At 60.7% G+C, this 25,363-nt stretch carries 17 protein-coding genes; 9 read left to right on the forward strand and 8 right to left on the reverse strand.

Translation table 11 applies throughout. The features are described from left to right. Positions 1-1,224: 1,224 nt before the first annotated feature. Positions 1,225-4,107: an NACHT domain-containing protein gene (locus tag R3P93_RS23225; protein WP_317534233.1), complete on the forward strand. Its 2,883-nt coding sequence runs from the start codon at positions 1,225-1,227 to the stop codon at positions 4,105-4,107. A gap of 272 nt (positions 4,108-4,379) precedes the next feature. On the opposite strand, the gene R3P93_RS23230 is transcribed toward R3P93_RS23225, so the two are convergent. Continuing rightward, entirely contained in the window at positions 4,380-4,643 is a 264-nt protein-coding gene (locus tag R3P93_RS23230; RefSeq protein WP_317534234.1) for a hypothetical protein, read from the reverse strand. A gap of 331 nt (positions 4,644-4,974) precedes the next feature. Between R3P93_RS23230 and R3P93_RS23235 the strand changes: the two genes are divergently transcribed. The 3 genes from R3P93_RS23235 to R3P93_RS23245 are packed head-to-tail and all read left to right on the forward strand — an operon-like array spanning position 4,975 to position 6,676. Then, complete coding sequence (locus R3P93_RS23235) at positions 4,975-5,895, forward strand: PASTA domain-containing protein (RefSeq protein WP_317534235.1); 921 nt, start codon at positions 4,975-4,977, stop codon at positions 5,893-5,895. Continuing rightward, the gene (locus R3P93_RS23240) at positions 5,895-6,059 is read left to right on the forward strand and encodes a hypothetical protein (protein WP_317534236.1); all 165 of its coding nucleotides are present in this window, start codon (positions 5,895-5,897) and stop codon (positions 6,057-6,059) included. Before R3P93_RS23235 ends, R3P93_RS23240 begins: the two co-directional genes overlap by 1 nt. Beyond that, positions 6,056-6,676, forward strand: coding sequence for an HNH endonuclease (locus R3P93_RS23245; RefSeq protein WP_052053475.1), 621 nt, complete (start codon positions 6,056-6,058; stop codon positions 6,674-6,676). The genes R3P93_RS23240 and R3P93_RS23245 overlap by 4 nt, the downstream gene beginning before the upstream one ends. A 176-nt stretch (positions 6,677-6,852) precedes the next feature. On the opposite strand, the gene R3P93_RS23250 is transcribed toward R3P93_RS23245, so the two are convergent. Both R3P93_RS23250 and R3P93_RS23255 read right to left on the reverse strand, forming a co-directional pair. Then, the gene (locus tag R3P93_RS23250) at positions 6,853-7,377 is read right to left on the reverse strand and encodes a DUF6998 domain-containing protein (protein ID WP_317534237.1); all 525 of its coding nucleotides are present in this window, start codon (positions 7,375-7,377) and stop codon (positions 6,853-6,855) included. Between the two features lie 349 nt (positions 7,378-7,726). Then, entirely contained in the window at positions 7,727-8,902 is a 1,176-nt protein-coding gene (locus R3P93_RS23255; RefSeq protein ID WP_317534238.1) for an ATP-binding protein, read from the reverse strand. A 110-nt stretch (positions 8,903-9,012) separates the two neighbouring features. Between R3P93_RS23255 and R3P93_RS23260 the strand changes: the two genes are divergently transcribed. Continuing rightward, positions 9,013-9,834 (forward strand): hypothetical protein, encoded by an 822-nt coding sequence (locus R3P93_RS23260; RefSeq protein WP_317534239.1) that lies wholly within the window; start codon positions 9,013-9,015, stop codon positions 9,832-9,834. A 551-nt stretch (positions 9,835-10,385) separates the two neighbouring features. Here R3P93_RS23260 and R3P93_RS23265 read toward each other — a convergent pair. After that, positions 10,386-10,835: a hypothetical protein gene (locus R3P93_RS23265; RefSeq protein ID WP_317534240.1), complete on the reverse strand. Its 450-nt coding sequence runs from the start codon at positions 10,833-10,835 to the stop codon at positions 10,386-10,388. A 326-nt stretch (positions 10,836-11,161) separates the two neighbouring features. Here R3P93_RS23265 and R3P93_RS23270 point away from each other — a divergent pair, with 326 nt between their 5' ends. Further along, complete coding sequence (locus tag R3P93_RS23270) at positions 11,162-11,506, forward strand: hypothetical protein (RefSeq protein ID WP_283347921.1); 345 nt, start codon at positions 11,162-11,164, stop codon at positions 11,504-11,506. 429 nt (positions 11,507-11,935) lie between these two features. Here the strand turns inward: R3P93_RS23270 and R3P93_RS23275 are convergent, their stop codons facing one another. Further along, the gene (locus tag R3P93_RS23275; RefSeq protein ID WP_317534241.1) at positions 11,936-15,322 is read right to left on the reverse strand and encodes an SNF2-related protein; all 3,387 of its coding nucleotides are present in this window, start codon (positions 15,320-15,322) and stop codon (positions 11,936-11,938) included. Next, entirely contained in the window at positions 15,319-19,356 is a 4,038-nt protein-coding gene (locus R3P93_RS23280; RefSeq protein WP_317534242.1) for an Eco57I restriction-modification methylase domain-containing protein, read from the reverse strand. The genes R3P93_RS23275 and R3P93_RS23280 overlap by 4 nt, the downstream gene beginning before the upstream one ends. 481 nt (positions 19,357-19,837) lie before the next feature. Between R3P93_RS23280 and R3P93_RS23285 the strand changes: the two genes are divergently transcribed. Both R3P93_RS23285 and R3P93_RS23290 read left to right on the forward strand, forming a co-directional pair. Continuing rightward, complete coding sequence (locus R3P93_RS23285; RefSeq protein ID WP_317534243.1) at positions 19,838-20,452, forward strand: SLATT domain-containing protein; 615 nt, start codon at positions 19,838-19,840, stop codon at positions 20,450-20,452. Then, the gene (locus tag R3P93_RS23290; RefSeq protein WP_317534244.1) at positions 20,449-21,750 is read left to right on the forward strand and encodes a nucleotide-binding domain-containing protein; all 1,302 of its coding nucleotides are present in this window, start codon (positions 20,449-20,451) and stop codon (positions 21,748-21,750) included. The genes R3P93_RS23285 and R3P93_RS23290 overlap by 4 nt, the downstream gene beginning before the upstream one ends. 608 nt (positions 21,751-22,358) lie before the next feature. Here R3P93_RS23290 and R3P93_RS23295 read toward each other — a convergent pair. Beyond that, the gene (locus R3P93_RS23295; RefSeq protein ID WP_317534245.1) at positions 22,359-22,595 is read right to left on the reverse strand and encodes a hypothetical protein; all 237 of its coding nucleotides are present in this window, start codon (positions 22,593-22,595) and stop codon (positions 22,359-22,361) included. 262 nt (positions 22,596-22,857) lie between these two features. On the opposite strand from R3P93_RS23295, the gene R3P93_RS23300 reads away from it, so the two are divergent. Then, the gene (locus R3P93_RS23300) at positions 22,858-23,562 is read left to right on the forward strand and encodes a hypothetical protein (RefSeq protein ID WP_317534246.1); all 705 of its coding nucleotides are present in this window, start codon (positions 22,858-22,860) and stop codon (positions 23,560-23,562) included. A gap of 1,070 nt (positions 23,563-24,632) precedes the next feature. On the opposite strand, the gene R3P93_RS23305 is transcribed toward R3P93_RS23300, so the two are convergent. Then, a partial coding sequence (locus R3P93_RS23305; RefSeq protein ID WP_317534247.1) for a hypothetical protein occupies positions 24,633-25,363 on the reverse strand: 731 nt, incomplete at its 5' end.

A 25,363-nucleotide genomic window follows, 5' to 3' on the forward strand; every position in this document is an offset into this window, starting at 1 on the left:
CTGGAGGCCGCCCGTCTGGGCTGGGTGTCGTCCGGGAGAGGAATGCCAGCCAACCTGGCGCACATGCAGGTTGGCTGGCATCATCGGTCAAGATCCGTTCGTCGCGACTGAATCGTCCGGAGGGCGGAACGAGGGCGTGAGGCGGTAGTAGCGTCGTTGAACCGATCGGGCTCCGTCCGCAAATTGGACCGTGGTCCATTCTTCCCGTACCGACACAACGCCTTGTGCTGCGAGTTCGGACAGTCCCGACAATCTCGTATCCTCACTCAGGCCGTGATGCTTGTCGACAAAGGCGCGGGTGAAAAAAGTGGACTTGTTTGGCTCGCGTGAATCGAAGTAGTTGTGTAACACGAGATACATCGACAGCGCAGGTGCTGACAGTCGACCGATCAAACCATTCGTAGTCCACAGGGTCGCAGGGATCCGTAGGTACCGCTCTTTTGTGTCGTACGGGCGTTGATACGGCCGGGACCGATGAAGTTCGTCGAGGAGGGTGATCCCCGAGATATATCCACTCTGCCCTGCTGTGATCGTGACGAATCCGCGCGCGGCAAGCGTGCGAAACCCGGTCTGAACAGATCGTGTCGCCGCACGCGTCGATGGTTCAGGATGGCCGATCATTTCAGCCCACCAGCTCGCAGGTCTGCGGGTGGTGTGGTCACCGCCGGCGCACGTCCACAGCGCCGTGAGAAGCAACGCCAGACGCGTGTGCCCGCCTCGACCACCGCGCGAGGTTCCATTCAGAACCAACTGGAGGGGCGACGGTTGGTCGTCATCGACCTCGCGCCGAACGAACCCGGCGCGAAGGTGCGCAGCCTCGGGGCTCGTCGGCTGCCGAGCGAACGTGACAGCCGCCGAGAAGGTGCTCGTGGGGATCGATCCTGATTTCGTCATCGCCTCGATCGGGTTTCCAAAATTTTCGCTGCACTCCGGGAACAGTACCTATAGATATTACTTCTATTGGTACTGCTCATTCGTGGGTATCGTACCCGATGAATCGTACACCAGTGAGTGCCCGGAGGTTGCCTCACGTCCACGACCTATGTACGGTCGGTCGTACCGGCTTGAGGCTTTAGTACCAGCTGAAGGCAGTGTTCCCCGGTACCGCGGTACCGGGCTCACTTCAAACGGTCGAAGACCCGCCGGTGTCACCACGTATGTGGCACCGGCGGGTCGTTCGTAGAGATTCAGTCGTTTCCCCGTCCGGACGTGCAGGATCGTGACGTGACCGATTACGCGCTGCACCGGATGAACACCCGAGAGTTCGAGCATCTCGTGCAAGCGCTCTTGCTCGGCAGATTCGGCGCTGCCGTCCAGATTTTCGGAGATGGGTCGGACAACGGCCGGGAAGCGTTCTACACCGGCACCTTGGAGATGGCCATCGACGACCCGGACCAGGATTGGACCGGGGACACTGTCTTCCAAGCAAAATTCCTTCAGGAGCCGAGGGGAACGACGGTCGACACTGGCTGGTTTCGACAACAGGTCGAGGCGGAGCTGTCGGTGTGGAGAAACCCAGACTCGTCACGGCGGAAGAAGATCGGTCTACCTGACAACATCCTGTTTCTCACCAACGTCACGCTGGGACCCGGTGCCGGCGGAGGAATCGATACGACTCAGGCACTATCCGATGCCGCGGCCGTTGATATGGGCATCTCGAATATCACCACGTGGCACTTCGACACCATTGGGCGTCTGCTCGACGGACAAAGCGATGTCCGGCGCGCCTTTGCCGGTCTCATTACGCCCGGTGACGTCTTGGAGCAGCTTGCCGAAGTCCTCACCGGTGAGCCTGTGGATGTGGGCAAAACGCTGGTCAAACATGCGCGCAGATCCTTGATGCAGGACCAGTCGATCCGGCTCAGCGAATCCGGTGATCCCGCACAGGCACGTCTTCGGGTGAACCAGATCGCCATCGACCTACCCGCCAATGTGAGCCGCAAAGGCGGGGCCGGCCGCACCGACGCGGCGAGGCTCGCGATCGCGTTGGGTGATCGATGCCTGGCCGACGGCGTCTGGCGGAAAACCAGGGATCAGTACAACCCCGGTGGTAAGCACCTGCTTCTTCTCGGAGGGCCCGGGCAGGGGAAAACAACGCTCAGCCAACTGATCACGGCAGCGTATCGTGCCGAATTCGCACGAACCGAGTCCGAGCTCTCACGGTATCCCGAACTCGTCGCGACCCTGGAACACCTGTCGCACGAAAAAATCGACCTACCGAAAAACAGACGGTGGCCGCTTCGAGTCGATTTAGCCAAGCTGGCCGACGACGCTGCAGGAGGGCTCGGCATCCACCTATTGAAATGGGTCGCCCAGGACCTATCTGCGCCACTTGTAGACACGATTACCGCCGGCGAGCTGTACGTGTGGCTGAAAAACTGGCCATGTGTCTTGATCCTCGACGGGTTGGACGAAGTCGTGGCACCGACCGCACGCGAAGCAGTCAACGATGCGGTTAAAAACCTGCTCGAGGACGTAGCGGAGAACGACATCGACCTGTTCGTTGTCGTCACCAGTCGTCCGCAAGGATATGCCGGTGAACTGGGCGGCCTGAGCTTCGAAACAGCCGAACTCCTCGAACTGACCGTCGATCAGAGCTTGGCGTACGCGCGCCGTCTGATCGAGCTTCGTCATCATGACGAGCCGGCGTTCGCGCGCGAAGTCGTCGCCCGGATCGAGAAAGCCGCTGAGACCCCCTTGACGGCGCGGCTAATGGGGACGCCTCTGCAAACAACGATCATGACCATGATCAACGAGGCGTCTGCCCGGGCCCCACAAACCCGATGGGAACTTTTCAACACCTATTACGACACCGTCTACCGCAGGGAAAGCAACAAAAGCGGCGGCTTAGGTTTCCTGCTGACTCAGCACCGCGAAGATGTCAACAGCATCCACGAACAAGCTGCCCGCGAGATCCAGTACCGCACCGAGCGAACCAACCATCAAGATGCGGTCATCGGCAGGTCCGACTTGCACCGGATCACACTCGCCAGGCTGATCAGCGAAGGGCAGTCTCAATCCGAGGCAGCATCGTTGGCCTCGAAAATCATGCAGGCATCGACAGAACGCCTCGTCCTTCTCGTGCCGCAGAATGCCGACGATATCGGATTCGAAATCCGCAGCCTTCGCGAGTACCTCGTCGCCAGATCGATTGCCTCAGGCGAGAAAGAAGACATCATCGCCAGGATGCGAGCGATCCGCGACGCAATAAACTGGCGAAACATCTTTCTGCTTGCCGCCGGAAAACTCCTCGTCGATCGACCCGAGATGCAGCAATCACTGGTCGACCTACTCGCGGAACAAGGCCCCGATCACGCCGTAAATCGGCTCGTACCGTTCGGGTCTCAGGTCGCAATCGACATCTTGGCGGACGGACTGGCGACTACCAAAAGCAAGCCGAAATACCGTGACGCCCTACTTGACCAGGCATTGAAGCTGTTGGAGTACTCATCGGGCTTCTCCGACTACGCTTCCCCTCTCGCAAACGTGCTCGGTCAAATCAGCGCATCGGACTCGAATGCCCGGCGGCGGATCGTCTACGCGTTGCAGCGATCGTTGGCGCATGACCTGGAAGGTTCAGCGGCAGCGTGGTCGGTGCTCCGATACGTCGAGCAAGATCGCACGAACGCCTTGGGATCATCGACCAACCAGCTCGTAGCCCATATGCAGACCGGCAAGACCGAGCTGGACAAACAAGCCCTCGCCATCTGGTTCGAAGCTGAGCTCCCAGTCGCCTTCGGAGGCAAACAGCTAGACGTCCGCCAACTCGGCGCGGTGACCAACTTATTGGCTCCTGACATCATCGGCGCGATGGACCGCTATGTCCGAAAATTCTTCGACGCTGTATTTGTGACCGAAGTAGCTCACGAGACTGACTCAGTGATTCTATTGGGAGACGCCGCGAACGCCCGGGTGTCACTACTTACGACTGACCTATCGCGTACAACCATCACAAGTCTTGCGCACATCGCCCTTGAGTTGGAACCGCAGTATTGGTGTGTCCGCGTTCTCATTGGTGATCAGATCTGGCGTGCTCTTTCCAGTCCGCCGGTGTGGCGTCACGTAAGTGAAACCTTCGATTCTGGCGCGGAAATCGCTGACGCGTGAAGGCAGACGCGACGTTATCGGCAACGGTAATTACCGGTAACATGACGTATCTGACGGCGACCAATTGGCCTCAATCTTGTTCCGATGCGCACGCGTGGATGACGTCGAGGAGAGCCAAGGCGCGCTAGTAGGACTGCCAACCCCGCCGCCAGGATGACAACACCGGCTCACTCCAACACCGTGGACCAACGTACTGGCACGCTGCCTGCATTCGCACGACAGATCGCCGCCTGATGATCCAGTGCTCCGAAATTGATCGCGGTGAGCTTCCGCTAATAGCTAAAGCCGTTGTGACACAATCGGATATCGGGAAGTAGATTTCTGCAGTTCAGGTGTGGGGTGGCGAACAGAAACAATCCCGACCAAATGATCGCGGTGAGCGGGCTGGTGAGTGTGGCAAGGACTCCCCAGATGACCATGATGGCGGCCTGTACCAATTTGCCGCCGGCGCTCCAGGTGTTGAGAACTTGCGCGGCGTGATCCGTCGGGGTGCGGTGGAGGCGTTCGGTCGCGTAGATCGGGTCGAACACGCCCATGCACGTGATGAGTCCGCAGGAATCCGGTAGGACTCGGTCAGTCCGAAGAAGTGACCGCACTAGCGGGGCTAACATGACGGCGTTCCACACGCGATGGCGCTCAGAGGAGCCGTCGAAGGCAATGATATTTCGCTTTCGCCTCGCGACCACCGAGGCAGTGAATGACTGTTCGCCCTGGAATGATTGCTAGTTCAACGGTCAGGATTCCGATACGGAGGACGAAGTGAACGGGAAACTGTTCGAGGACAGCACACCGCCCCGGCCGCTACGGCCAGTGGCGCACAGCTGCCTCATCGTCGCAACTGCCGCGATGATGCTGTCCGGATGTTCGATGAATGAGCCAGAACCGCCTCCGGTCCCGGATGTGACAGGCCTGCGGCTCGATGACGCCCACGACACTCTCGATGCTGCTGGGTTCGAGAACTTCGAGGACCGGGACGCCCTGGGTAAGCGCGTGCCGTGGATCGATTCGAATTGGGCAGTCGTTCGGCAGGAACCGCTGCCAGATCGCTCGTCGCCTCAGAGCGACTCGGTGATCTTGTACGTTGCCAAACCCGAGGACGAGGGGATTCGTGAGCTTCTGCCCGAGTCGTCGCCGGTGCTGGCCGAGCTCGAAGAACAGGACGAGCGAAATCGGCAAACGCAAGTGACGGAGCAGTCCACGAGCACCACCGACGCTCCGCCCCCGCCGGAGGGACCGACTTTCCGATACAGCGATGGCCACCTAGACGAAAGTGGGCAGCCGGCGCTGCCGCCAGTCCCGGATCTCGTGCCGCGAGTGCCCGGAACCGCGCGGGTCGAGGTGTCGGGGGCTTGGTCGGGAACATGGGAATCGACATCGGTCAACTGCGCAGCGTACGGGCCAGGTGAGTCGTCTTTTAGGGGATGGGAGTATGTGGCCGGGCCGTCGGTCGGGGGCGAGTCTGCACTCGATATCAGGCTTGACAGCAAGTATGCAGATGGACCCGATGAAGGACGCCTGCGCTTCGACCCGGATGTGTCTGTCGCATTCCGCGATGCAGATTCGCAGAACGCGGTGTGGGAGGCGAACGGGTCTGGGGCCGATCAATCAGGTGAGGTCAATCTGCCCCAGGCGGCTGTCGAGGTGTCACTGGACAGGTCGACCGTCAGTTTCGGTGCTGTGGCTGTCGCGCATTCGTGGAGCTTCTCTGCGGACTACAACAGGGTCGGTTGGGTGGTCATCACAGGCACGCTCACCTGTGCAGGAGCCCTGCCAGAGGTCGGTGAGTGATGCTGCGGCCGTGTCAGAAGGCGTACAACGGGGTGCGCTGCGGAGATCTGTGGATGCTGATCGGCGAGGATGACCGAATCAACGACATTCCCGGCGGGCGACGCACCGCTGTATGGGAAGTCGACTACGTGCTCCGGTCGGCCGGCCGCGGTCTCCCCGCATGACCGGGGAGAACGCCGTGGCCAACGGATCGGCCCAGCCGCCGCAGAAAGCGGACGTCCTCGCCCGAGCCTGCGCAGCCCTGAGCGCTGGAGAAGACGAGGCCGCCAGGGCGATCATCGACACCGACTACCCGCTCGTGATCGGCGCAGCTGCGCAACGCCGATACACACTTTCCGAGATGCTGCGCACGTTCTACCGCGACGGATTCGTCGACAGATATTCCGGCGACCGGCTGATCCATCCCGGAGCGCTCCGCACCCTGTCGATGTTGCTGCCGAAGGAATTTCCCGCTCACCCCAACGGGAAGATGACCGAGACCCACTTCGCTTTGTGGGAGCTGTTCCCGACCATTGATCACGTCGACCCCGTTTCCCGTGGCGGCGTCGACGAGGCCACGAACTGGGTCACCACCTCGATGCTGCGTAATTCTGCGAAAGCGCACTGGAGACTGGACGAGCTGGGCTGGATCCTGCACCCTCCCGGCGATGCGCAGCACTGGGACGGCCTGTCGGGATGGTTCACCGACTACCTCACCGAGCATCCGGGGCTGGCATCGTCCTCGAGCTACCTGCGCCGATGGCTACGCGCCACCCGCGCGGTCCAGGCTGAGCGCGCTTGAACCGCGTGGCGCGTCGAGACGTAGGACGCCAGGGGACTCCTAATCCTCGGCCGGGCACATCATGACCGTGGCCGAGAAGCAGCGCTTATGTCATGCGCGGCAGGCTGTTTCGATCTTCGAGGACGTCAGTCTCTACCGGACAAGTCCAATCCAACATGTCGGAGAGGTGACTGCATTCAGTAGTCCAAGTCCGGCTCGGTGACATTCGTCGGGCCCGACTCGATAGAACTTCTGCCCAGCGCACCGAGCCGCTCGTAGGCGGCTGTCATATCGATCGCGGACACTTTCGGGTGCTGCAATAGGGCGTCGGTAACGGTGATGATGCGGCCGTTGACGTAGGGCCGGATTGCAAACAACTCCTCGACGACCTTGCGCGGTACCTCTAACGCCGTGGTCAAGATGAAATCGGGATCGAAAACAACGATCACGACCAGGTCGTAGTCACTGTCACGGATCGCACTGAGGTTCCGCCTTCCGCGCTGGCCGGTCCTTCTCATACTTTTGACCTGAAGGCGACGACCGGCCAGGTCTTGGACATCCCAGCCTTTCTGACTGAACGAACCACGCGTTCCGCCGTAGTGCTCGTGGACGATTGCCTCGGCGATGTCTCCGACCGGATTGTTGGCCGTTCGCACCATGCCCCTGGTTCGAAGTTCGGTCATTGTGCCGGCCCACAGACGGAGCAGTTCGGCGATGGTCATCGAAGACAAGTCCACGGGCATGGTTGCGAGCCTATGCCGATCGGTGGCAGCGAGATTCGGCATGGAGCGGCCGGGAAATCAACACGACAGCTGGCGATGTTGTGTTCGGCGATCGGCGCGCTGACACCGCGTCCTGGGTGTGTTCCGGAACCGGTTCGTTGGCGCTCTGCGTGCTGTGGGTTTGATGGTGTACCCACGACGAGAGGCATAATTTCGATGGCCGACCCGTTATCACCGACCGCGTTGTTCGGCAGTGTGCTGCTCTACGAGATCCTCGTTTTTCAGGGGCTTTTACGTCTGGTCGGAAGTCGATGAGGTGGGAACCGCTCTGGGATACTGAAGCGTGCGGCTACTGGGTGGGTTGTCGGCGAATGAAGTCGGCCATGCCGGGGACTGTGAAGGCGATGCGGCCGTGTTCTGGTGCCCAGATCAAGCCTTTGCGGAGGGCGGAGTCTCTGACGTCGCTGACCCCGGATGGGGTGGAGCCCATGTGGGCGGCGACCGTTCCCGATCGGGGAGTGTCCTCGCCGGTGTCCGCGATGGCGCGCATGTAGCGGCGTTCTCGTTCGGTGGCGCGATTCCATCGCGAGGGAAAGAATCCGTCGTCGAGGTGACGGCGGCCGACGTCGACGGCGAGTTCGGCATCTTCGAGATCGAATGGGGTGGTTCCGGCGACCGTCCAGATGGCTTTGCCGTACTCCTGGAGGAAGTAGGGGTAACCACCGCTGGCATCGACGAGCAAGTCGAGGGCGTCGTCGGTGAACGCGCCACCGTGGCGCTCGACGGGGATCCGAAGGGCATCCGCTGCAGCGTGCGGGTCGAGGGGGCCGATAGTGCTGTAAAGGAACTGCCGCTCGGCGTAAGAGCGGGCGTCGGCCAGAACCGCGGACAGGTTCGGCAGACCTGCACCGATGATGAAGAAGGGCCATTCACGTTGGTTGGCGCGATGCTGGACAGCCAATAGTGCGGACAGCAGGTCGCGGTCCAAGTCTTGCATTTCATCGATGAACAGCCCGAAAGCACTGCCTCTGGTATGGAGAGTGGTGGCGATCGTTTCGACGAGTTCCTCGATGTCGAGTTCGATGTCGCCGCTGGCTGCGGCCCTGCCGCCAGCGCTGATATCGACGTGCGCCGGCCCGATCCCCATTCCGAGGGAAAATCCGCGTGCGATGTCGATGAGGGGATCGATCAGTGCTGCGAGCTTGTGCTTTCGACTGTATCGGCGAAGCCCCACGGTCAACTCCTGGGAGAGCTTGGCCCGCACTGCCGCGACACCGGCATCGTTGGGTCTGGCTTCGATCCCGATGGTCAACCACCCTTGGCGATCGCCGTGCTCTGCAAGTGTATTGAGCAGGGTTGTCTTTCCCACTCCTCGTAGTCCGGTGAGGATCAGTCCACGGTCGTAGTTGCGTCGTTTGCTGCGGGCGACGAGAAGGTCGAAGGCGTCGATCTGAGGGCCACGGCCTTCGAGGGCAGGAGGGCGGAGCCCCGAGCCAGGCTTGAACGGGTTCAGCTCTAATTCCATATCGAGCACTATAGCTGTATATGGCGTAAAAGCCATATATGCCGATACTGTCCGATACGCTGACAACTTGTGTGCGTCTGCTGCCACAGCCGCGAGCCGAAGGGGAGACGATGGCACGGCCTACCGAGATCGAGCTCGACAAGCGCTACCTCGATTACTTGATCGCCTTCGTGCTGCGGGCACGTCGGGTGAAGGCGCACTCGATGTATCGCGACCTCGAGATGGTGCAGCGGGTTGGACGGGTGGAGCTTCGCGTGGAGAAGGACCCGGACGGTGTGTGGCTGGTGCAGGACCTCCCGCCGGAGGAAGTAGTCGAGTCGGCGGCGGCTCGGTTGCGGCCACTGATTCTTCAAGACGAAGAGGCCCACCACGGCAAGATGCTCAATGCCCTGAAACGTTTCCTCCGGGGAGTGACCCTGCCGGACCTTCCTGGCGGTCCACCCACCGATTCCTCGGCATTTTTGGGCGGACTCAAGTCGGAGTGGTCAGAGTTCGATCCCAACGGGCGCACGGCCCAGGCGTATTCGGTCCAGTCCGGTCGACTGTCGGACGGTCGGACGAGTGACACGCTCGCCGACAATGTCCTGGCCTTCGCCTGGATCTACGGCGACGTGGTGCACGGTGATGCCGAACGACTGCGGGAAACCGAACAGCACGGGGTGAAGGAACGCTTTCGGGCTGCCGCACCACTGGTGTGTCGCCTCATGGAGATGACTGTCTCCACTCTCCACGTCATCCAATGGTTGCACCATCATGGCTTGTTGCCGATGCTGCCCGGTGCTGTCTTCGAGCAGGAAGTCGTCGTGGCCGAGACCCGCTTTCGTCAGAAAGCAGAGGTATACATGGCCCCGGTCGGCACCACTATGCCGGACTCCCTGGTCTCTGACGATGGCTTCGCGGATCCTGGACCGCAGTGGCAACGGCTCGACTAACGGCGGAAGGGCAGCGTCGGTCCGATCAGTGTTGTGAGATGTACAAGGTGTGAGTCGGGTGAACAACTGGTTCTTTTGGATCTCCGCCCGACCAGCGCCGTCGGTCGTACCGCACCTTGTCGTATATCTGCGGGTCCTCTCGCTTCGGTAGCTCGTCGTGCGCGTCTGCAATACTCCACCATCCGCGATAGCGCCAACGGTCATCTCTGAGGTCTGCAACCACTGGGTGCGCGCTACCCATCGACGGCACCAGATCCCGGGCATTCCAGAGCTCGAGTGAGGTCTGGGCCACCAGATCAGGAATTGATCCAGGCTCGGAATAGTGCCATCTCGATCGCCACAAACCGAACATGCCATTCGCCTTTCTCCTGTGCGTGCACCGAGCTGCCCATTGGCACAGCCAATACCCGGTACTCAAAGCGGCCAATGTGTCAGGAACCAGCCTGAAGTTTGTGTGACAAGCTCTACATCGCGCAACCGCTCATGGCAAACACCAGGATTGCGGTTGGTGGTCGGCGAGATCAGGTGGGCTCACCTTCGGTCTGGCCTTCTTAGACAGACTTTCGCCGCATTTGGCGCTCGTCGGCATGCCGATGGCGGGATGACTGCTTGTTGCCGCGCTTCCCCCCGCCGCCGATCGATTGCCAATTCGTCGAAGATGCATCGCGGCTCGAGCTCACCCGTTCCTTGATCTCTGCAGCCGACGATCGTCGGTACGCAGTTCCTACACCGTCGCTGTCGCATCCGTCGCTGTTGCCAGTATCGACGACGTCGACCAGCGGGAAGGTCTCGACTTCTGTCACAGCGGTCGGCGATTCGCTGGTCTGGAGCCGAACAGGCACGCCGATGTGCGCAGCTAACTCAAGCAAGTTGTCGATGGTCAAGTTTTCGAGGCGTTGTGATATCGCAGCGATCAGCGGGGATTTCAAATCCGCCACTGTCTTGATCTGCGAGTTGGTCCGATTCGCATCGCCATCTACATCTGTCTGGTTCTCACTCATCGGGTTGTCGTCCTCAGTTGGAGGGAGCAGCAGGGATCGTTGACATTTGTACCTGTTGTCATCGTGCTGGTGCAGGGTTTTTCGGGTGGTTCGCGTTCGCTGGTGCCTCTTGCTGCAGGGGGTAGGCATCTAAGTCTCCACGATGGACGTCAAGCGGTAGACCAACGTCGGATACGCCATGTCAAGCCTGCAGCGGCTCCCTACAGGCAGGCCGTCTGGGAAGCTTCTGCTGATTTGAGGAAAAAATAGCGTAAAATTAGCGGTAATTTGTACGGAATCTGCTAAATTCAAAGAACTTGCACGCCCGAACTCGGAGAAGAGCCGTCATGACGTCGTACGAAGATCTCAGAAACCACGTTGTCGCAACTCAGGGGCTGTACCTGACCACCATGGACGAGCTCAAGCTCGCCCATGGCGCGGCGAAGCTCGGCGTCAACATCCGCGCTGGTATCTCTGACCAGCTCAAAAGTTATGGCTTGGGGCACCTGCCGGCCGAACTACCCTCGTATCAGTGGGAAGAGGTTCGCCTGTACCAGCTCGGCACTCCTCTCGGAAATGTCATCCGAGCCGTCATCGAGCCGAGCGAACCTGGCGACCAAATTCTCATGCAGGTTGTCGACAGCGACGCTCAGCAGGTACTTGCGCAGATCCGCGAACTCGTCTGCGGATAGTCGTCGCGGCCGACCCATCTCGCTTCCATTGCCCGTAATGCGCAGTCCCGTAGTACGCAGTCCTGAACATCGCTTGAGTCGGGGGCTGGTTGCAACGAAGGCCCGACCCTATTGACGCGAAACCTGCGTTGGACACTGCGCGAGCTGTGGTGGACCCTGCACTTGCGGCGACGCGCAGCACTGAGAAGGCCTGTCGTGCTGCCTCGCCAGCTGTCTCATCTGACGAGGCTACCGACCGTCCCGACCCAACTCACTCGGGTTCCCTGCGTCAGTGGCTGCACGCCACACCCGCTGTCCGACACGGCTACGCACGAACCATACGGGCCGGGAAGTGTTGTGCAGGTCCATCATGGGCTAGGTGTGCCGATAAGCGGCCCTTATGTCAGGCCGACCAGGGGCCTAGTCGCATGCGTGGTATCGGACGAATAGTTAGGCAACAACAGGGTCCGCCGGTGTTATCGCCGTCCAGCAGACCAAGTAGATGTCGTTGGAGTCGATCACCGGCAGCACAGGCGGCGCGGGAGGCGGAGTCAGCCCGCGAAGATCGGCCAAGTCCCGCAACCCAAGAACTCTGTCGCGGTCCGATACGCCCGCCATGGTCAGCTCGTGGCGAATCTCGCGTTGAATACGCAGCGCATACGGTGCATTGAGCCTGGTCGCCAGCGAATCCTGCAGATCGCCGAGAAAGCTGCCGTGATCGCGAACCAGAGCTGCCGCATCGCGCATCACCCGCGGCACCTGAGCTGCGAGATTGGCAGGGTCGGTCTGATACATCCACTGCGTGTGGATGTGCTGCTGCGCTATCGCCCACGCGGCGAACGCTGCCTCGTACATGGTTTCGCCCAGGATCACCGGCGTCGTCTCGACCTGCGGGTCGGCGTGCGCCAGGCACGACAGAGTGTCCTCGACAACGACGGGATCGTCGCCGACAGTCTGGACGGTCAAGTCCGCATTCAGGGGGACATATCGATACCAGGGCTTCGCGTGGTCACCGATGCGCGCGCAGAACACGAAACCAGGATCGGCTCCTGCTCGCGCGAAGCCGGTGCCCGAGCCCCACGGCAGGGCGAGGACGCGATGCTTGGTGTTCGTGTCGCGGAACGCGTTCGCCAAGCGCCTGCGGTATTCCTCTCCGGAGAGCGTGGCGTTGCCGTCATCGTTGAACAGCGCCGCTTCTTCCCGCCGGATCTGCTCGATGCGCTCTCGTGTGTCGGTGATGCTGCGATCGACCGGGGCGACGCCGGGGAGGACTTCACCGACACCGATAGACGCCGCCGCCTGTTTGAGTTTGCGTTGCAGCCGCTCTTCCAAGCGCAGCAGCCTGTCGAGGTCGACGTCGGGGAAGAAACACCGCATGAACACTTCCGTGTGCGGTGATCCGATGCGGTCGATGCGGCCATGGCGCTGCACCAAACGCATCGGGTTCCAGGGCAGGTCGTAGTTGATGATGTGCCGAGCCTGCTGCAGATTGACGCCTTCGGCGAGAACGTCGGTGGTCACGATGAGGTCGTACTTGTCTTCTTCCACACCGGTCCCGGCGGTGAGCGGCGCGAAGCCAATGATGACGTCGGACCGGTTGATCTTGTCCGGACCGCTCACAGTGACCGCACGTCCCTGGTACACCGCAAGCCGAGGATCGGTTTGTATCGCACCCACCAAGGCAGTCTCGAGATATCGCGCAGTGTCCGCAAAGTACGTGAACACCAGAACCTTGCGCTTGTTGCGGGTGTCCTGCTCACCGATGCCCTCGGCAGCGGCGTCGTGGGCAATAGCGGCGAGTTCCTCGACGAGGGCCTTGATCTTGGGATCGGTGCCCGAATGGACCGTGCGTACCCGGAGCTCGAATGCTTCGAGCAGGTCGCGGTCCGCTCGCACTGCGTCGGTGAGTGCCGCGACGTCGTAGTCGGCGGCAGGCGCGACACCGTCCAGATCGTCCAAGGAGTCCATCCACTCGTCGACGTCCTCGACGTTGGTCGTCGCCCACTCCCGCAGGGTGTCGCCGGTCAGGACGAGGCCGGCGTCCAGTGCGGCGAGAAACTGATCGTGGGAGCCGATCATCTTGCCGACGGTGCGCTCGAACGCAAACGACGACGACTCGAATCGCTTGAGCAGACCTGACCGGAGCAGACCCGCATTCTGAGCCTCGTACTGCTCGGTGTCGCCGTCCTTGCGAAAGCGGGAAGGCACGTACCGCGCCATTGTCAGCACCGCGCCGGGATCGTCGAGGATCACACCGGCGGCGAGGGCATCGGAATCGGGGTCATCCTGCACGTTCGCGCCGAGCGCGATCGCGAGGTCGTCGAACACGCCGGGCAGTACATCGTTGAGGTTGTAATCGACCTTGACCACCCGGCAGGTCGGGAACGTGATCTCCTTCTCGACACCGTTGATGACGATCTTGTCCCCGACGTAGTGGTTCTTGACGAACCGACGGGTGCGGCGAACGGCCACTTCGTCGAGAACGTCGAAAAGATGCTCGGGGGAGAGATCATCGGGATTCATCGCGATTGCACGCTGAAAGTACGCGCGAAGCGAGGGGATACCGACATCGCCGAAAGCGGCATCGTTCGGCGCGAAATACGTGATCAAGTTGTACAGATCTTCGAGACTGTTGTTGACCGGTGTCGCAGTCAGTTCGACGAGATCCTTCGGATTGGGCCCGGATAGCAACTGCCGCATCGCATCTGCGCGCAGCGTCTTGTCATTGCGCAACGCGTGCGCCTCGTCGACGACCACCATGGCGTATTCATCGAGCGCTTGCAGCCTCGCTGTTCGTGCACCTGCATCTTCGATGTCCGCGACCAGCTGCTCGAACGACAAGACGTCGGCCCTCAGATTCTTCTCCCGCAGGAACGGTGTCCACGTCGAATCACGCAAGGTGGCCGGGCAGATGATCAGTACCTTCTGGCGACGGTCGAACACGGCCTCGTGAATAAGTTCGCCGGCGAGAAAGGTCTTACCGAGTCCGACTTCGTCGGCGATCAGGACACCTTTACGCCGTGCGAGGATGCGGCGGGCGCGCCAGACGCCGTCTGCCTGAAAGGCTGTCAACCCCAGTCGGGAGGAGATGGCAGTCTCCTCATCGAGGTCAGCGCCGTAGAGCTCGAACAGCATTCGGAGGAACACATCCCACGGTTGGTGCTGTGACCAGCGAGCCTCGAACAGTGCAGCCAGATCGTAGGGTGCCGATGCCTCCCATTGTTCGTTGAACCAGTCCAGCACCTGGTTGACGGTGTGGGGGTCGTACTTGCCGAGATTGAGTTCCTTGTTCTTGGCGAGACCGGCGTAAGTGAAGTTCGACGATCCGGCGATCACGGCTGTCGCATCCGTTTCGACGATGAAGGCTTTGCCGTGCAGAAAACCCTGCTCGTAGCGGCGAACCTGAACGGACGGATTGTCACTCAGCCATCGAACGAGCCTGCGCGCTTGCCGGTCGGAGTCCCGTGTGAACCCCAGGAGGTCGCGGTCGTCTTCCAACGAGCGACGGTGGCCCTCTAACGCACGTTGCACCTCCGCAGACGGCCCGCGTCGGCGACGGCGCTCGGCAAGGGCGCGAACACGTGGACGGTCCTCGGCCTCGATAGGTTCGGCACCGAGCAGAAGCCTCACACCTCCGGTCTGCTCGAGCTCCTCGGCTAGCAGATTGAACCCACCTGGATTGAAGTACGCCGTGGCGATGGCCAGGGCAGGGGGAACGACGAGACGGGTGCGAAGGCCTCCCAGGAGGCCGTTGATCGCGTCCGCGACTCGTTCGATCCCTTCCTTGTTGGTGCTGAACTCGGCGCGGTATGTCGCATTGGGTCCGTCGTTGGTCACGTTGTCACCTTGGTCTTCCAGGAGTCGAAATGACTCAGAACCGCGTTCAAGCGCGGTTGATAGTTCCATCCTCGGTGGAAAGTTTCGAAGACGTGCACGACCTCGTCGCGGTCGAGTTCGTACAGCAAGCTGACCAGCGCATCGAGTTCGGCAATCAGGTCCGACTTCATTGTCTCGTCTGTGACGGAACCGGTTGGAACTCCGACTTCATCAGCCCATTCGAGGTAGCGCTCGTCCGTAGCTGCCAGGCGTCCGGCGATCTCGACTACCTGCTTTCGCAAAACACTGTCTGGGTCTGGCCGCGGGATGGGGAGTCCATTGAGAATGTGGAAGTTCATGCTGAGCTCGACGACCGTACGCGCGATCCAGTCCAGCGGAATGCTGCAGAGGACACCGAGGAGGTACGCTTCGTCCCGGCTATCTCCAGACGGAAACAAAAAGTACGGCGCTTTGTTGGTGGCAACCCGCCCGGCGGGAACCAACACAGCGCGCATCGTCCGGGTATCAGTCGATCGGGATATATCCCTGAACATGATACGAGTATTCAAACACGGCAGAGTGGTCTCATCTTCAATTTGGGATTGAGAGAATTCGGAGAACGCGGACCTTTTCAGGCGTGCCTGTCGGTGTCGGCGAGATTGGAGCTCGGCCTGTGCATGGTTGGGGTCCGCCCATCCGTAGTAAGTTCCGGTGTCGGGTTGCCATATGTCGAAAGAGGCACCTTTGAAGACCGGCCATCCGACTGCGTTGGATAGATCTGTCGAGAAATGCTTCTTGTCGTTCGTCGCGTCGAATTCACGTTGAGGACGTGCCCTCCACGATCCTGAACGGACGTCGAGCCGCGGGTGTGACCGCATCTTGATGAAGATCGACAGCGCCGCAGCGTCTGGAATTGCAGGGAACGCTGCGCCGTCGGACCATCCCCGAAAGTCTTCTGTCGATACTTCCGCACTCCCCAGTCCAACCTTCTGTCGATACTCGGAAAGTGACGCGAACGGACCGCGAAGCTTAAGCGCACCGGCGTAGTGCTGGCCCTTTCTGATCGTTACCAGGCCAACCGTGTAGCGGTGCTCCATGTCATCGAATACCCATCCTTTAGTGTTGACCAGAAGGGTTACGTCGGAGAAAGTGCCGTTCGTTAAAACGTCTTCACGCCACTCGGCACTGCCTGCGGCGCTGAGAGCGCTTCGCGGTAGGACGACCCCGATTGCACCGTCTCGACGAAGTGCCTGCCAGAACCTCCATGTAAACGCCTTGTACAGGTCTGGATCGCCCGTGCCCATCCCCGGAAACGGGCCCTTGAGAAGAGCGCCGCGCAGCAGACCGGCCTCAATGGTTGCTGCCTCGTACTCGGCGACGAGGTCCGTGCGCGTTTCTTCGAGTTCTGCAATCCGCTCCTTCTGCGCTTTATCTTTCAAACTCTTCAACCCAGGGAAGCGAAGTGCCCACCATCCCAGTTTTTCGACGGTGGTTTCTTCCCACGGGGGGTTGCCGAGCAGTACGTCGAAGCCGGGTCGCTCGCGGAGGAATACCTCGGGAAACAGTACGGGAAAATGCGCTGCTTGAAGATCCCTGATCTGTTCCTGCACGTCACTTTTCTCTGCGGCGCGGATCGCAGAGTCCGGGGTCGCGACCCGATTGATCAATCCCAGTCTGGTGGCAATAGCGGCGTCGAAGATCGCCGAGACGCCCTGTGCGTCCTTGCGTGCCTGAGCATGTGCTTTGGTAGCCTCTCGGACCTCTTTCTTGGTTGCTTCGGATGTCCGAGCGACTCTGAGTAGTCGTTCGCGCGCCGTGTTCAGTTCATCAAGAATTTGGTCCTCGAAAATGCTGATGGTGCCATCGTTTGCGTTGGGATCGAGGATGTCCAGTACTTCATCGACCGTGGCGATTCCAGTCAAGCTGTTGCCAACAACCAGCCCGTGCGACAGTGAGCTCATAGGCAGTCCTGGCACGAATGTGTGGATCCAGATAGCGAGGCGCGCCAGCTCGACGGCAATGAGGTTCAAGTCCAACCCGTAAATGCATCGCCGCGCGATTTGCCGGCGCAGGACCGCCCGGGACTCCAGCTCGATGTCAAGCGACTCCGCGCCCAATGCTTCCTGCGCAGTGACGGTCAACCGACGTAGTTCCTCCGTCACCTCTGGTATCGGGTGAGTCGCGAGAAATGTCGCGAACCGGTTCTCGATGCGGTCTATTGCTGCTACAAGGAAGTGGCCGGATCCCATGGCGAGGTCGGCTACGCGGAAATCGAAGAACCTGTCGGCGGCCTGAGCGTCGTCACCTTGTTCAAGCAGCAGCGCAACTGCTGCGAGATGCGCGGTGAGGGCTGGTTCGAGAGATGCGTCGAGCAGATGCTCTACGGCGAATGCTTTGGTGAAGTAGGAGCCGGACGCTTTCCTTGAGCCGGAGGCATTGTGAAAATACACCTGGCCCGATGGGATCTCGACCGTGTCCGAGGGCTTAGCAGGGTGATAGGCACCCGTCTTCGGATCGACTGTCAGATCGTGCGGCGCGATACTGAGTGATGATTCGAGAAGGCCTTCATAAATCGTGCCGAACTCGCGTACAGATAGTGATCGAAAGTCGACGGGACCGAAAGTTCCGTCCTCCCCGGTGTCGACGACGAGCGCTCTAAGGGCTGGGCCGATCTCGGCGTTGGTCAGCCGCATCGAGGCTATGGCCTTGCCCGATGGGTGCACATCGTCACTTGCGAAGAGACCACCGTTGTAGGCCGGCACGCCCCACTCTTTGTTTCCGTCGTCGACCGCGCGCCAGATCGCTAGGAGGTCGTCCCACCGGTCGGTGGCCGTCGGGTCGAACGTCATGTCCGAGTTCTCCGCCAATTCCCGTGCGGAGGTCTTAAGTGCCTTCTTGGTGTAGCGGGGGTTTCGTTGGTAGGGGAGCAGGCCCCTGTCTTCTGCGTAGGAGATGAAGAGAAGTCGGAACAGGATGATCAGTGTTCGGTGGTAGGCCTCCCCGAGATCGGCCTCAGATATCGCACCCATCCGGTTGGCGACAGCCACAGCCAGTTGAGGGACCACGTCGATGTAGACCCGGTCGCGGAGTCGCTTTCCGAGTGCGGCGGCGTGATCGGACGAGGCATCGAGTATCGCGGAGACGCTGCCGTTAGAGCTCAGTGCATCGGATGAAAAGAGCAAAGGAAGGTATGCGGCATCGCTGTCGGCGAGCAACGCCAAGTCCAGTTCCGTGAATGTCTCTGCCTGGCCCTTCCGCCCGACGCCGACGTCGGGTTTGGCAGGGTAGAGCCGAATCTGTGTCCCTCTAGTGACGACCAGCCAAGGCAGGCCTTGTTGTTGGGCGATAGCAAGACCTTGCGCGACCGGCGATACTGCGCCGAAGCGAGCTGTTGGGCGATCAAATACCTCGTTGTCGTCGAGCAGAACGGCTACTGCGCGGTGGGTGTCGTTCGAAGTCAGGATCAGTGCGACAGATCCGTGGGGTGTGGCCTTGTATCCCAGGCCACGAATCAGATCGGTTCCGCGCTGCCGCAGTAGTGCGCTTCCCTTGTCGCGTTCACTCTGCCAATCCGGTCGTGTAGGAACACCTGCCCTCAGTTCGTGAGAGGCGAATAATCCAGCGTTGGTAAGGCCGGCAACAAGTTGATCTTTTTGTCCGATCAGCAGCCGATGGAAGGCGCGTTCAGCGTTGGCCTGGTCTGGCGCAGAGAGCGCGGCCGCGCAGATCCTCTCGACCTGCGATAGGTCCAAGTCGGTCAAGACGACAGGGTCGTCCTTAGTGCCACACACAGCAGCTTTGTAAGTTCCGTCGACAACGTAAGCGACAACGAGAACGACCGGCGCTGCCCGACGTCCCCATCTAATGGACCACAACCGACGAACCTCGTCGACTTTGGGTCTGATCGCTGCAGAGGCCACCGCGATTTCCAATGCGTCGGTGCCGTCCGCGATGAGCACTCTGTCAGTAACGAGCGACACCGGGGCACCGGTTGGCTTCGCCCACGGGATTTCACGGACATCCGCGTCACCGAGGAACTGCTCGAAGTCGCTCACTAAGCCTCCGTGGGGGTTACTTCAATCACGAGATCAACGTTGTCGACCCTAGTTTGCGGAGGTCGAACGAAGAGTGATCGGCCCATACGCAGCGTGGCCGACAGGCCATATTGCTGCTCATCACAGCTGACATCTCGTGATGTGCGGCATCCCAACGCCCGCAGAAGTGGCCCAGAGAAGACGGTGGAAATTGGGCGGGTGAGGGACGGTCACGTGGACTCGCTACCTGCGATTCGCGTTCTTCCCGTATCGAGGCCGGGTCCAGATCAAGCGGTCCGTGGCGGGTAGACAGGCATAAGCAGTTGCTCTGGCACGAGGTCGGCGAAGCGAGGGTGTAATCGAAGAGTGATTCTCTTCGTGTCGGTGTCCGTGGGCATACTTGGCACCAAGTGCAGCGACCGTCGTCAGGCGTCGCATTCGGGCGACACGACTCGGAGATCCCTAAGGGGATGCACCGGCCGGTGACGACGATCGGAGAGACGTGGCAGAAGAGACGGAGCCTGGCTGTACAGGTCAGGCTGGAGAGGACTCGTACCTGCTAGCGCAGGTACGGGAGTCCTTCGGTCGCGTGGTCTACAGCCACAAAACCCGCGAAAAACAGGCCGACATTTGCTTCACGAAGCACCGGTGGCAGCAGGGCGTCCTTATCGCGCTCACGGCTGTCAGCTCCGGCACCTTCCTGGTCGCGGTGGTCGGCCTATTCGGAGACCCGGCACTTACCAGTCTGGTCACATCGTTCATCGCGCTCCTGGTGACCTGGATCAGCCTCGGGGCCAAGAATTTCAGGTTCGCGGACGAATCCGACGCCCATCGCGGCGTCGCCTCCCAGCTCTGGGACATCCGTGAGTCTTACATCTCCTTGATCTCCGACCTGATGTCCGGCGGTATCTCCGATGAGCAGGCCAGGACTCGGCGCGACGAGCTCCAGGAGGCCACCCGCGGCGCTTACGCCGACTCTCCGAGGACGACCTCGAAGGCATACACACGGGCGCAAGAAGGACTCAAGCACAACGAGGAGATGACCTTCTCTGGCAACGAGATCGACCTGTTCCTCCCCGAAGCGCTTCGTCTTAGTCGGGGCGAGGCACGATCGTGAAGACATCGGAAATCTTCGACGTGTTACTCACGAACCTCAAAGTCGGGGGCACGGCGGCGTCGGTCGGGGCGCGCAGAGACGAAATTACGAAGTCGCTGAACAAGGACTTCCGGTCCAAGGACGGCGACACCGCCCACAAGTTGATGGTCGGCTCCTACGGCCGGCACACCGCCATCAAAGGTGTCTCCGATCTCGATATGATCTACATCCTCCCTTCCGATATCCGGACCGATTACAACAGTGAGTCCGGTCCGCGGAGGATGCTCGAGCGCGTCCGGGACGACCTGAAGGCTCGCTACTCGAACACCGACATCCGCGTCGATCAGTGCGTTGTGCGCGTGCAATTCACGAGCAATGCTTTCAAGTTCGAGGTCCAGCCAGCGTTCGAGAACTCTGATGGCAGTTTCGATTACCCGGACACAGCCGCGGGAAGTTGGAAGGTCACCAAGCCTCGCGCCGAGATCGAGGCCACAAAGGTGTGCAACGACCGCACCTCGACGAATATGCGGCATCTTGCGAGGATGGCCCGAGCGTGGAAGAACGCCAACGGTGTAGGTATCGGTGGCCTGCTCATTGACACACTGGTGCATCGGTTCTTCGCTCAGACCACTGACTACGACTCGGCTGGGAGTGGATCGTTCGATTTGATGGTCCGCGACTTCTTCGGGTTCCTCCACCAGGAGCCGGACAAGGACTTTTACCTGGCACTGGGCAGTAGCCAGCGAGTAAAGGTCAAGGCGCGGTTCCAGTCGAAAGCCAAGAAGGCATACAACCGTTGCCTCGAAGCGATCGCTGAAGAGGGTAAGGCTTCGGCGAACAAGAAGTGGCGCGAGGTCTTTGGAACATCAGTGCCACTCAAGGCCGTCGTCGAATCGGCTCGCTCTTTCGACAACACCGAAGAGTTTGTCGAGCAGAAGTACCCGATCGACGTCCAGTACATGCTCGCAATCGACTGCACCGTTGCCCAAAACGGTTGGCGTCCGGCATCCCTGCGCGAGATGCTCCACGCCAAATCTCTGCTCCTGCCCAACAAGGAATTGGACTTCACCATCGCCGAGTGCGACGTTCCTGGTTCATACGATGTCCGTTGGAAAGTGCTCAACCAAGGTGATGAAGCCGAGCATCGGAACCAAATTCGCGGGCAGATCGTCGAGCCGAACCGCGTGACCGGCAGGCACGAACGCACCTCCTTCCGCGGCGAGCATGTGGTCGAATGCTATGTGGTACAGGATGGAGTAGTGGTCGCACGGGACCGCATTGACGTGCCGATCAGCGCGACGCCTGGTGCTTCCGCCTAGGTTGATACCGCCTTGACACGCAGGGGACCGGCAGTCCGACCTGGCGTCAGATAGGGCAGTCTTCGATCAGGCCGGCACCACCGACGGAGGGCATGAAATGGGCAACTGGGTCTATACCAGAACATTGTGACCGAAGCCAAGACGCAGCGTTTGCTGGAGAGAGCGCGCGGGGACAGCTGCCGTCCTTGCCATGGATTCGTCGGAGCTCACTTACCACGAGCTCGCCTCTTCAATTGCGCTGTTGAACGCCTCGCAGACGCCGTCTTCGTTGATGAGCCGGGATGAAACCACACCGCGTCGAGCTTGCCGGTTCTTCGATCGGCTGCACACGTTTCACGAGCGAACGAGTTGCGCTGTCAACGCGCGCCTGACCAGGTATTTCTACAACGACATTCATTACCGATAACAGATATTACGTCAAGTAAACGTCTGCATATGCTATGCGGCAACATGTTTCGCTAATGCGCTGAAACCGAAACCAGTCGATAATTTCCAGTGGAGCGGGTTCGACGAACAGGCTAAAGCGCCCGGACTGCCTGCCGGCGTTCGCCGCCGTAGGACAGTTGGTTGGAGCGAGCTCCGACGGACACCCATTGTGGCTGGAATGCCTATGGGCCAGGGTTGTACGAGGTCCACCCTTCGCCCGGACCTGATTCCTCTTCGGGGTCGGTCGCGAGGAATCCGTCGTCGACGGTGTTGGAATCGGGTCGCGAGTCCTCGATGAGGTCACGTGCGGTCCGTGATTCGTCACCGTTGATGGTCGGTTCTTCCAAGGCGGGGTCGTAGTCGTCGTCCGTTTGGTCGTCGATGGGCTGGCCGTCTGGTCGACTACTTGGATCGCTCACGGTGCTGGTCTCCTGTTCGGTTCTCGATACTGGCGTATTCGAATCGCGAGTCATCGTCCATGCGCCTGCCAGGGCCACGACTAGTAATACTGCTGCCGCCGCTGTTGCGACAGACGCCTTCGCGCTTGCACGCATCGCACCTCCGAGCTCAGTGTCCGGTCGGTGCGCCTCTGGCACACCGACCGGACGGATCTATGAACAGGCTATGCGTCTAGCCGTGGACAACAACTGGCGTGTCTGAGCCCGCCCCTAGGATGTCGTGATGCCTTCGCGCCGCCCCGATCCCGCTGCACAGATCGTGTTCGACGCCTACCAACGCACCTCTGGCCCGGTGGCCTTCCTGGATGAGTCGTATCAGGCCCCAGACGGTGTTGCTGCACACCGGGACACCTTCTATGTGTTCACCGCCGTCATCGTCGAACTTGACGCGATGGATGAGCTACGGGTGGGCATCGAGAGCATCGCCGACGGAACGTACTGGCACACCACGAAAGCGCTGCAAACCTCAGCTGGAATCGACCAGACCCGCGACATGCTCGACTTCCTCGCCGATGGGAACGAAGCATGTGTGATCGCGCACCAAATCCCAGTCGGAGCCGACGACACCGACGCTCAGACCGCGCGGACCGCCTGCTATCGCCAGCTCGCGATCGAGCTCGGAGCCGGCCGCGGCGATGTCTGGCCAGCTATCGATCTATTCGTGCTCGAGGAACGCAATCAGAGCAACTTCCGCAACAAAGACAAGGCCGACCACAAAGCCTTGGTGTCCGAGAAACTGATCCCCCGCAACACCCGTCTCCTGTCGACGTCACCGCGCCACGAGCACCTGCTGTGGCTGCCCGACCTGGTCTCAATGGCCTATCGGCGGACCCTCACACACACCAACAGCACCAGCAAACTGTTCGACGTGATCGCCGACAATGTGCACTTCGTCGAGGTCAGCGAGCCGGAGAAGGCCCAGAAATGAAGCAACCCCTGGCTGCCGTAGCTACACCAGGGGCCAGACCGGCTGTCGAGGCTCACGCCCGGAGGACCGGTTCCTTGCTACTCATACGATAACACCGCGCGCCCAGAATTCAATCCCGGCGCATTCACTCCCACCGTTCACCCGTCACCAGGAGGCCCTCACGTGCCGGGGAGCGGTTCGACCTTCGCGCACATCGCCGTCCTGATCATATTCGGCTCCATCGACAGTCGAGCGCGTCAGTGCATCTCCGACCTGTGCGCCTGCGCGAAACATCGCGCGATCTACCGATAACGCGTACCATGCCAGGTGCACCGTCAAGCTTCCTTGACGGACGTGGGGCGCTCACCGCCACCGGGCCAGGAGCAATACGGCCAGTTTTGATATGCAGGGATACCAGCAGCGGCTTGAAAGCGTTGTTGGGCACTGTATTTCAATCATACCCGCCTGGGCGAAATTCCTGATGAGATGTGGTCCTAACTCCCGCCTTGTGCGGGTGGGCTGTGACCTGTTGCGACTCGGGCCACGTCGCTCCTGCACCATCGTGAGGACACGCGTGACGGGTCGTGCACATACTGGCGGTGCACGTCCGTGCACGCTGTGAGTCAGTCGATCTGCGGTGTAACTCCATGCACGCTGAGGCCCGACTGATCCATGGTTATTGACGAATAACTCAAGGTCCGATAACGGTCTTATCCAGTGAATTACTGCATGTTGCATCCGACGAATCAACAGGACGCCGCTGTCGACCCTGAGCTGTCTGCAAGGTAGCGCGAAATCTGCTTAGAGTGGTGAATTGGTCATTCGCATATCCTGCAAATAGCTCCTCTGTTTGTAATGGACACTCGTGCTTTCGGAAGCTGCTCCTGAGGCGTAACGGTTCCAACAGCAATTGTCAGCGCCCGCGTACTCCCACCACTTTGAGCCGACCACCACAAACTCCTCGTCGCCAGCCAGGCCACCACCGACCCCGCCAAAAGCGACGCCCCGGAATCTGTACTCCACTTCACCAGCACCCGACGCGGAAACCGTGTCGGGGCCCCGATCAGTCTGTGACGGCGATACATCCGGACTCAGGGGTTCGCCGTGGGGCCGTCGGTCTCACCACGAGCCAGACGCCGCCACTGCAAAGCAGTGCGTCCCCCGATAGTGGCATCTGGTCCGAACTCCTCGGCGACCGCTGCAAGATTGGAGGCGGCCATCAACGCCGCGGGACCACCGCGTTCGTGGGCGAGCACCCACCAGTCGACGGCGATGCGCCCCTCGACGACGGTATTCGGACCCGCCCGATCCGCGACGTTTCCCAGTTTGTATGCGGCTCGGGGGTCGCCACGTTCTGCGGCGAGCAGCCACCATCCGGTGGCGGTGCGTCCTTCGACGACTGCGTCGGGACCGAGCTTGTTGGCGGCGACGCTCGCCCTGGCTGCAATGATGCCTAGATTGAACGCAGCGGATGCGTGGCCGTTGTCGGCCGCAAGAGCCCACCATTCGGTGGCGGTGTGGCTTTCGATGACGGCGTTCGGACCAGCTTTGTCAGCGGTGACTCCGAGATTATGGGCCGCACCGATGTTTCCGTTGTCGGCGGCGATTCTCCACCATTCGGTGGCGGTGTGACCTTCGATGGCGGCGTCGGGGCCTAGTTGATTCGCGGCGTTTCCCAGATTGAAGGCGGCGGCGGCAATGCCGTTGTCGGCCGCAAGAGCCCACCATTCGGTGGCGGTGTGGTCTTCGATGACGGCGTTCGGACCAGCTTTGTCAGCGGTGACTCCGAGATTATGGGCCGCACCGATGTTTCCGTTGTCGG

The organism is Rhodococcus cerastii (assembly GCF_033042195.1).
Lineage (GTDB): Bacteria > Actinomycetota > Actinomycetes > Mycobacteriales > Mycobacteriaceae > Rhodococcoides.

What these genes read in the sequence shown, in the direction of transcription:
- R3P93_RS23230 (WP_317534234.1), bottom strand. Translation starts at nt 4,643, where the DNA reads ATGGGCGTGTTCGACCCGATCTACGCGACCGAACGCCTCCACCGCACC.
- R3P93_RS23235 (WP_317534235.1), top strand. Translation starts at nt 4,975, where the DNA reads ATGAATGAGCCAGAACCGCCTCCGGTCCCGGATGTGACAGGCCTGCGG.
- R3P93_RS23240 (WP_317534236.1), top strand. Translation starts at nt 5,895, where the DNA reads ATGCTGCGGCCGTGTCAGAAGGCGTACAACGGGGTGCGCTGCGGAGAT.
- R3P93_RS23245 (WP_052053475.1), top strand. Translation starts at nt 6,056, where the DNA reads ATGACCGGGGAGAACGCCGTGGCCAACGGATCGGCCCAGCCGCCGCAG.
- R3P93_RS23250 (WP_317534237.1), bottom strand. Translation starts at nt 7,377, where the DNA reads ATGACCATCGCCGAACTGCTCCGTCTGTGGGCCGGCACAATGACCGAA.
- R3P93_RS23255 (WP_317534238.1), bottom strand. Translation starts at nt 8,902, where the DNA reads ATGGAATTAGAGCTGAACCCGTTCAAGCCTGGCTCGGGGCTCCGCCCT.
- R3P93_RS23260 (WP_317534239.1), top strand. Translation starts at nt 9,013, where the DNA reads ATGGCACGGCCTACCGAGATCGAGCTCGACAAGCGCTACCTCGATTAC.
- R3P93_RS23265 (WP_317534240.1), bottom strand. Translation starts at nt 10,835, where the DNA reads ATGAGTGAGAACCAGACAGATGTAGATGGCGATGCGAATCGGACCAAC.
- R3P93_RS23270 (WP_283347921.1), top strand. Translation starts at nt 11,162, where the DNA reads ATGACGTCGTACGAAGATCTCAGAAACCACGTTGTCGCAACTCAGGGG.
- R3P93_RS23300 (WP_317534246.1), top strand. Translation starts at nt 22,858, where the DNA reads ATGCCTTCGCGCCGCCCCGATCCCGCTGCACAGATCGTGTTCGACGCC.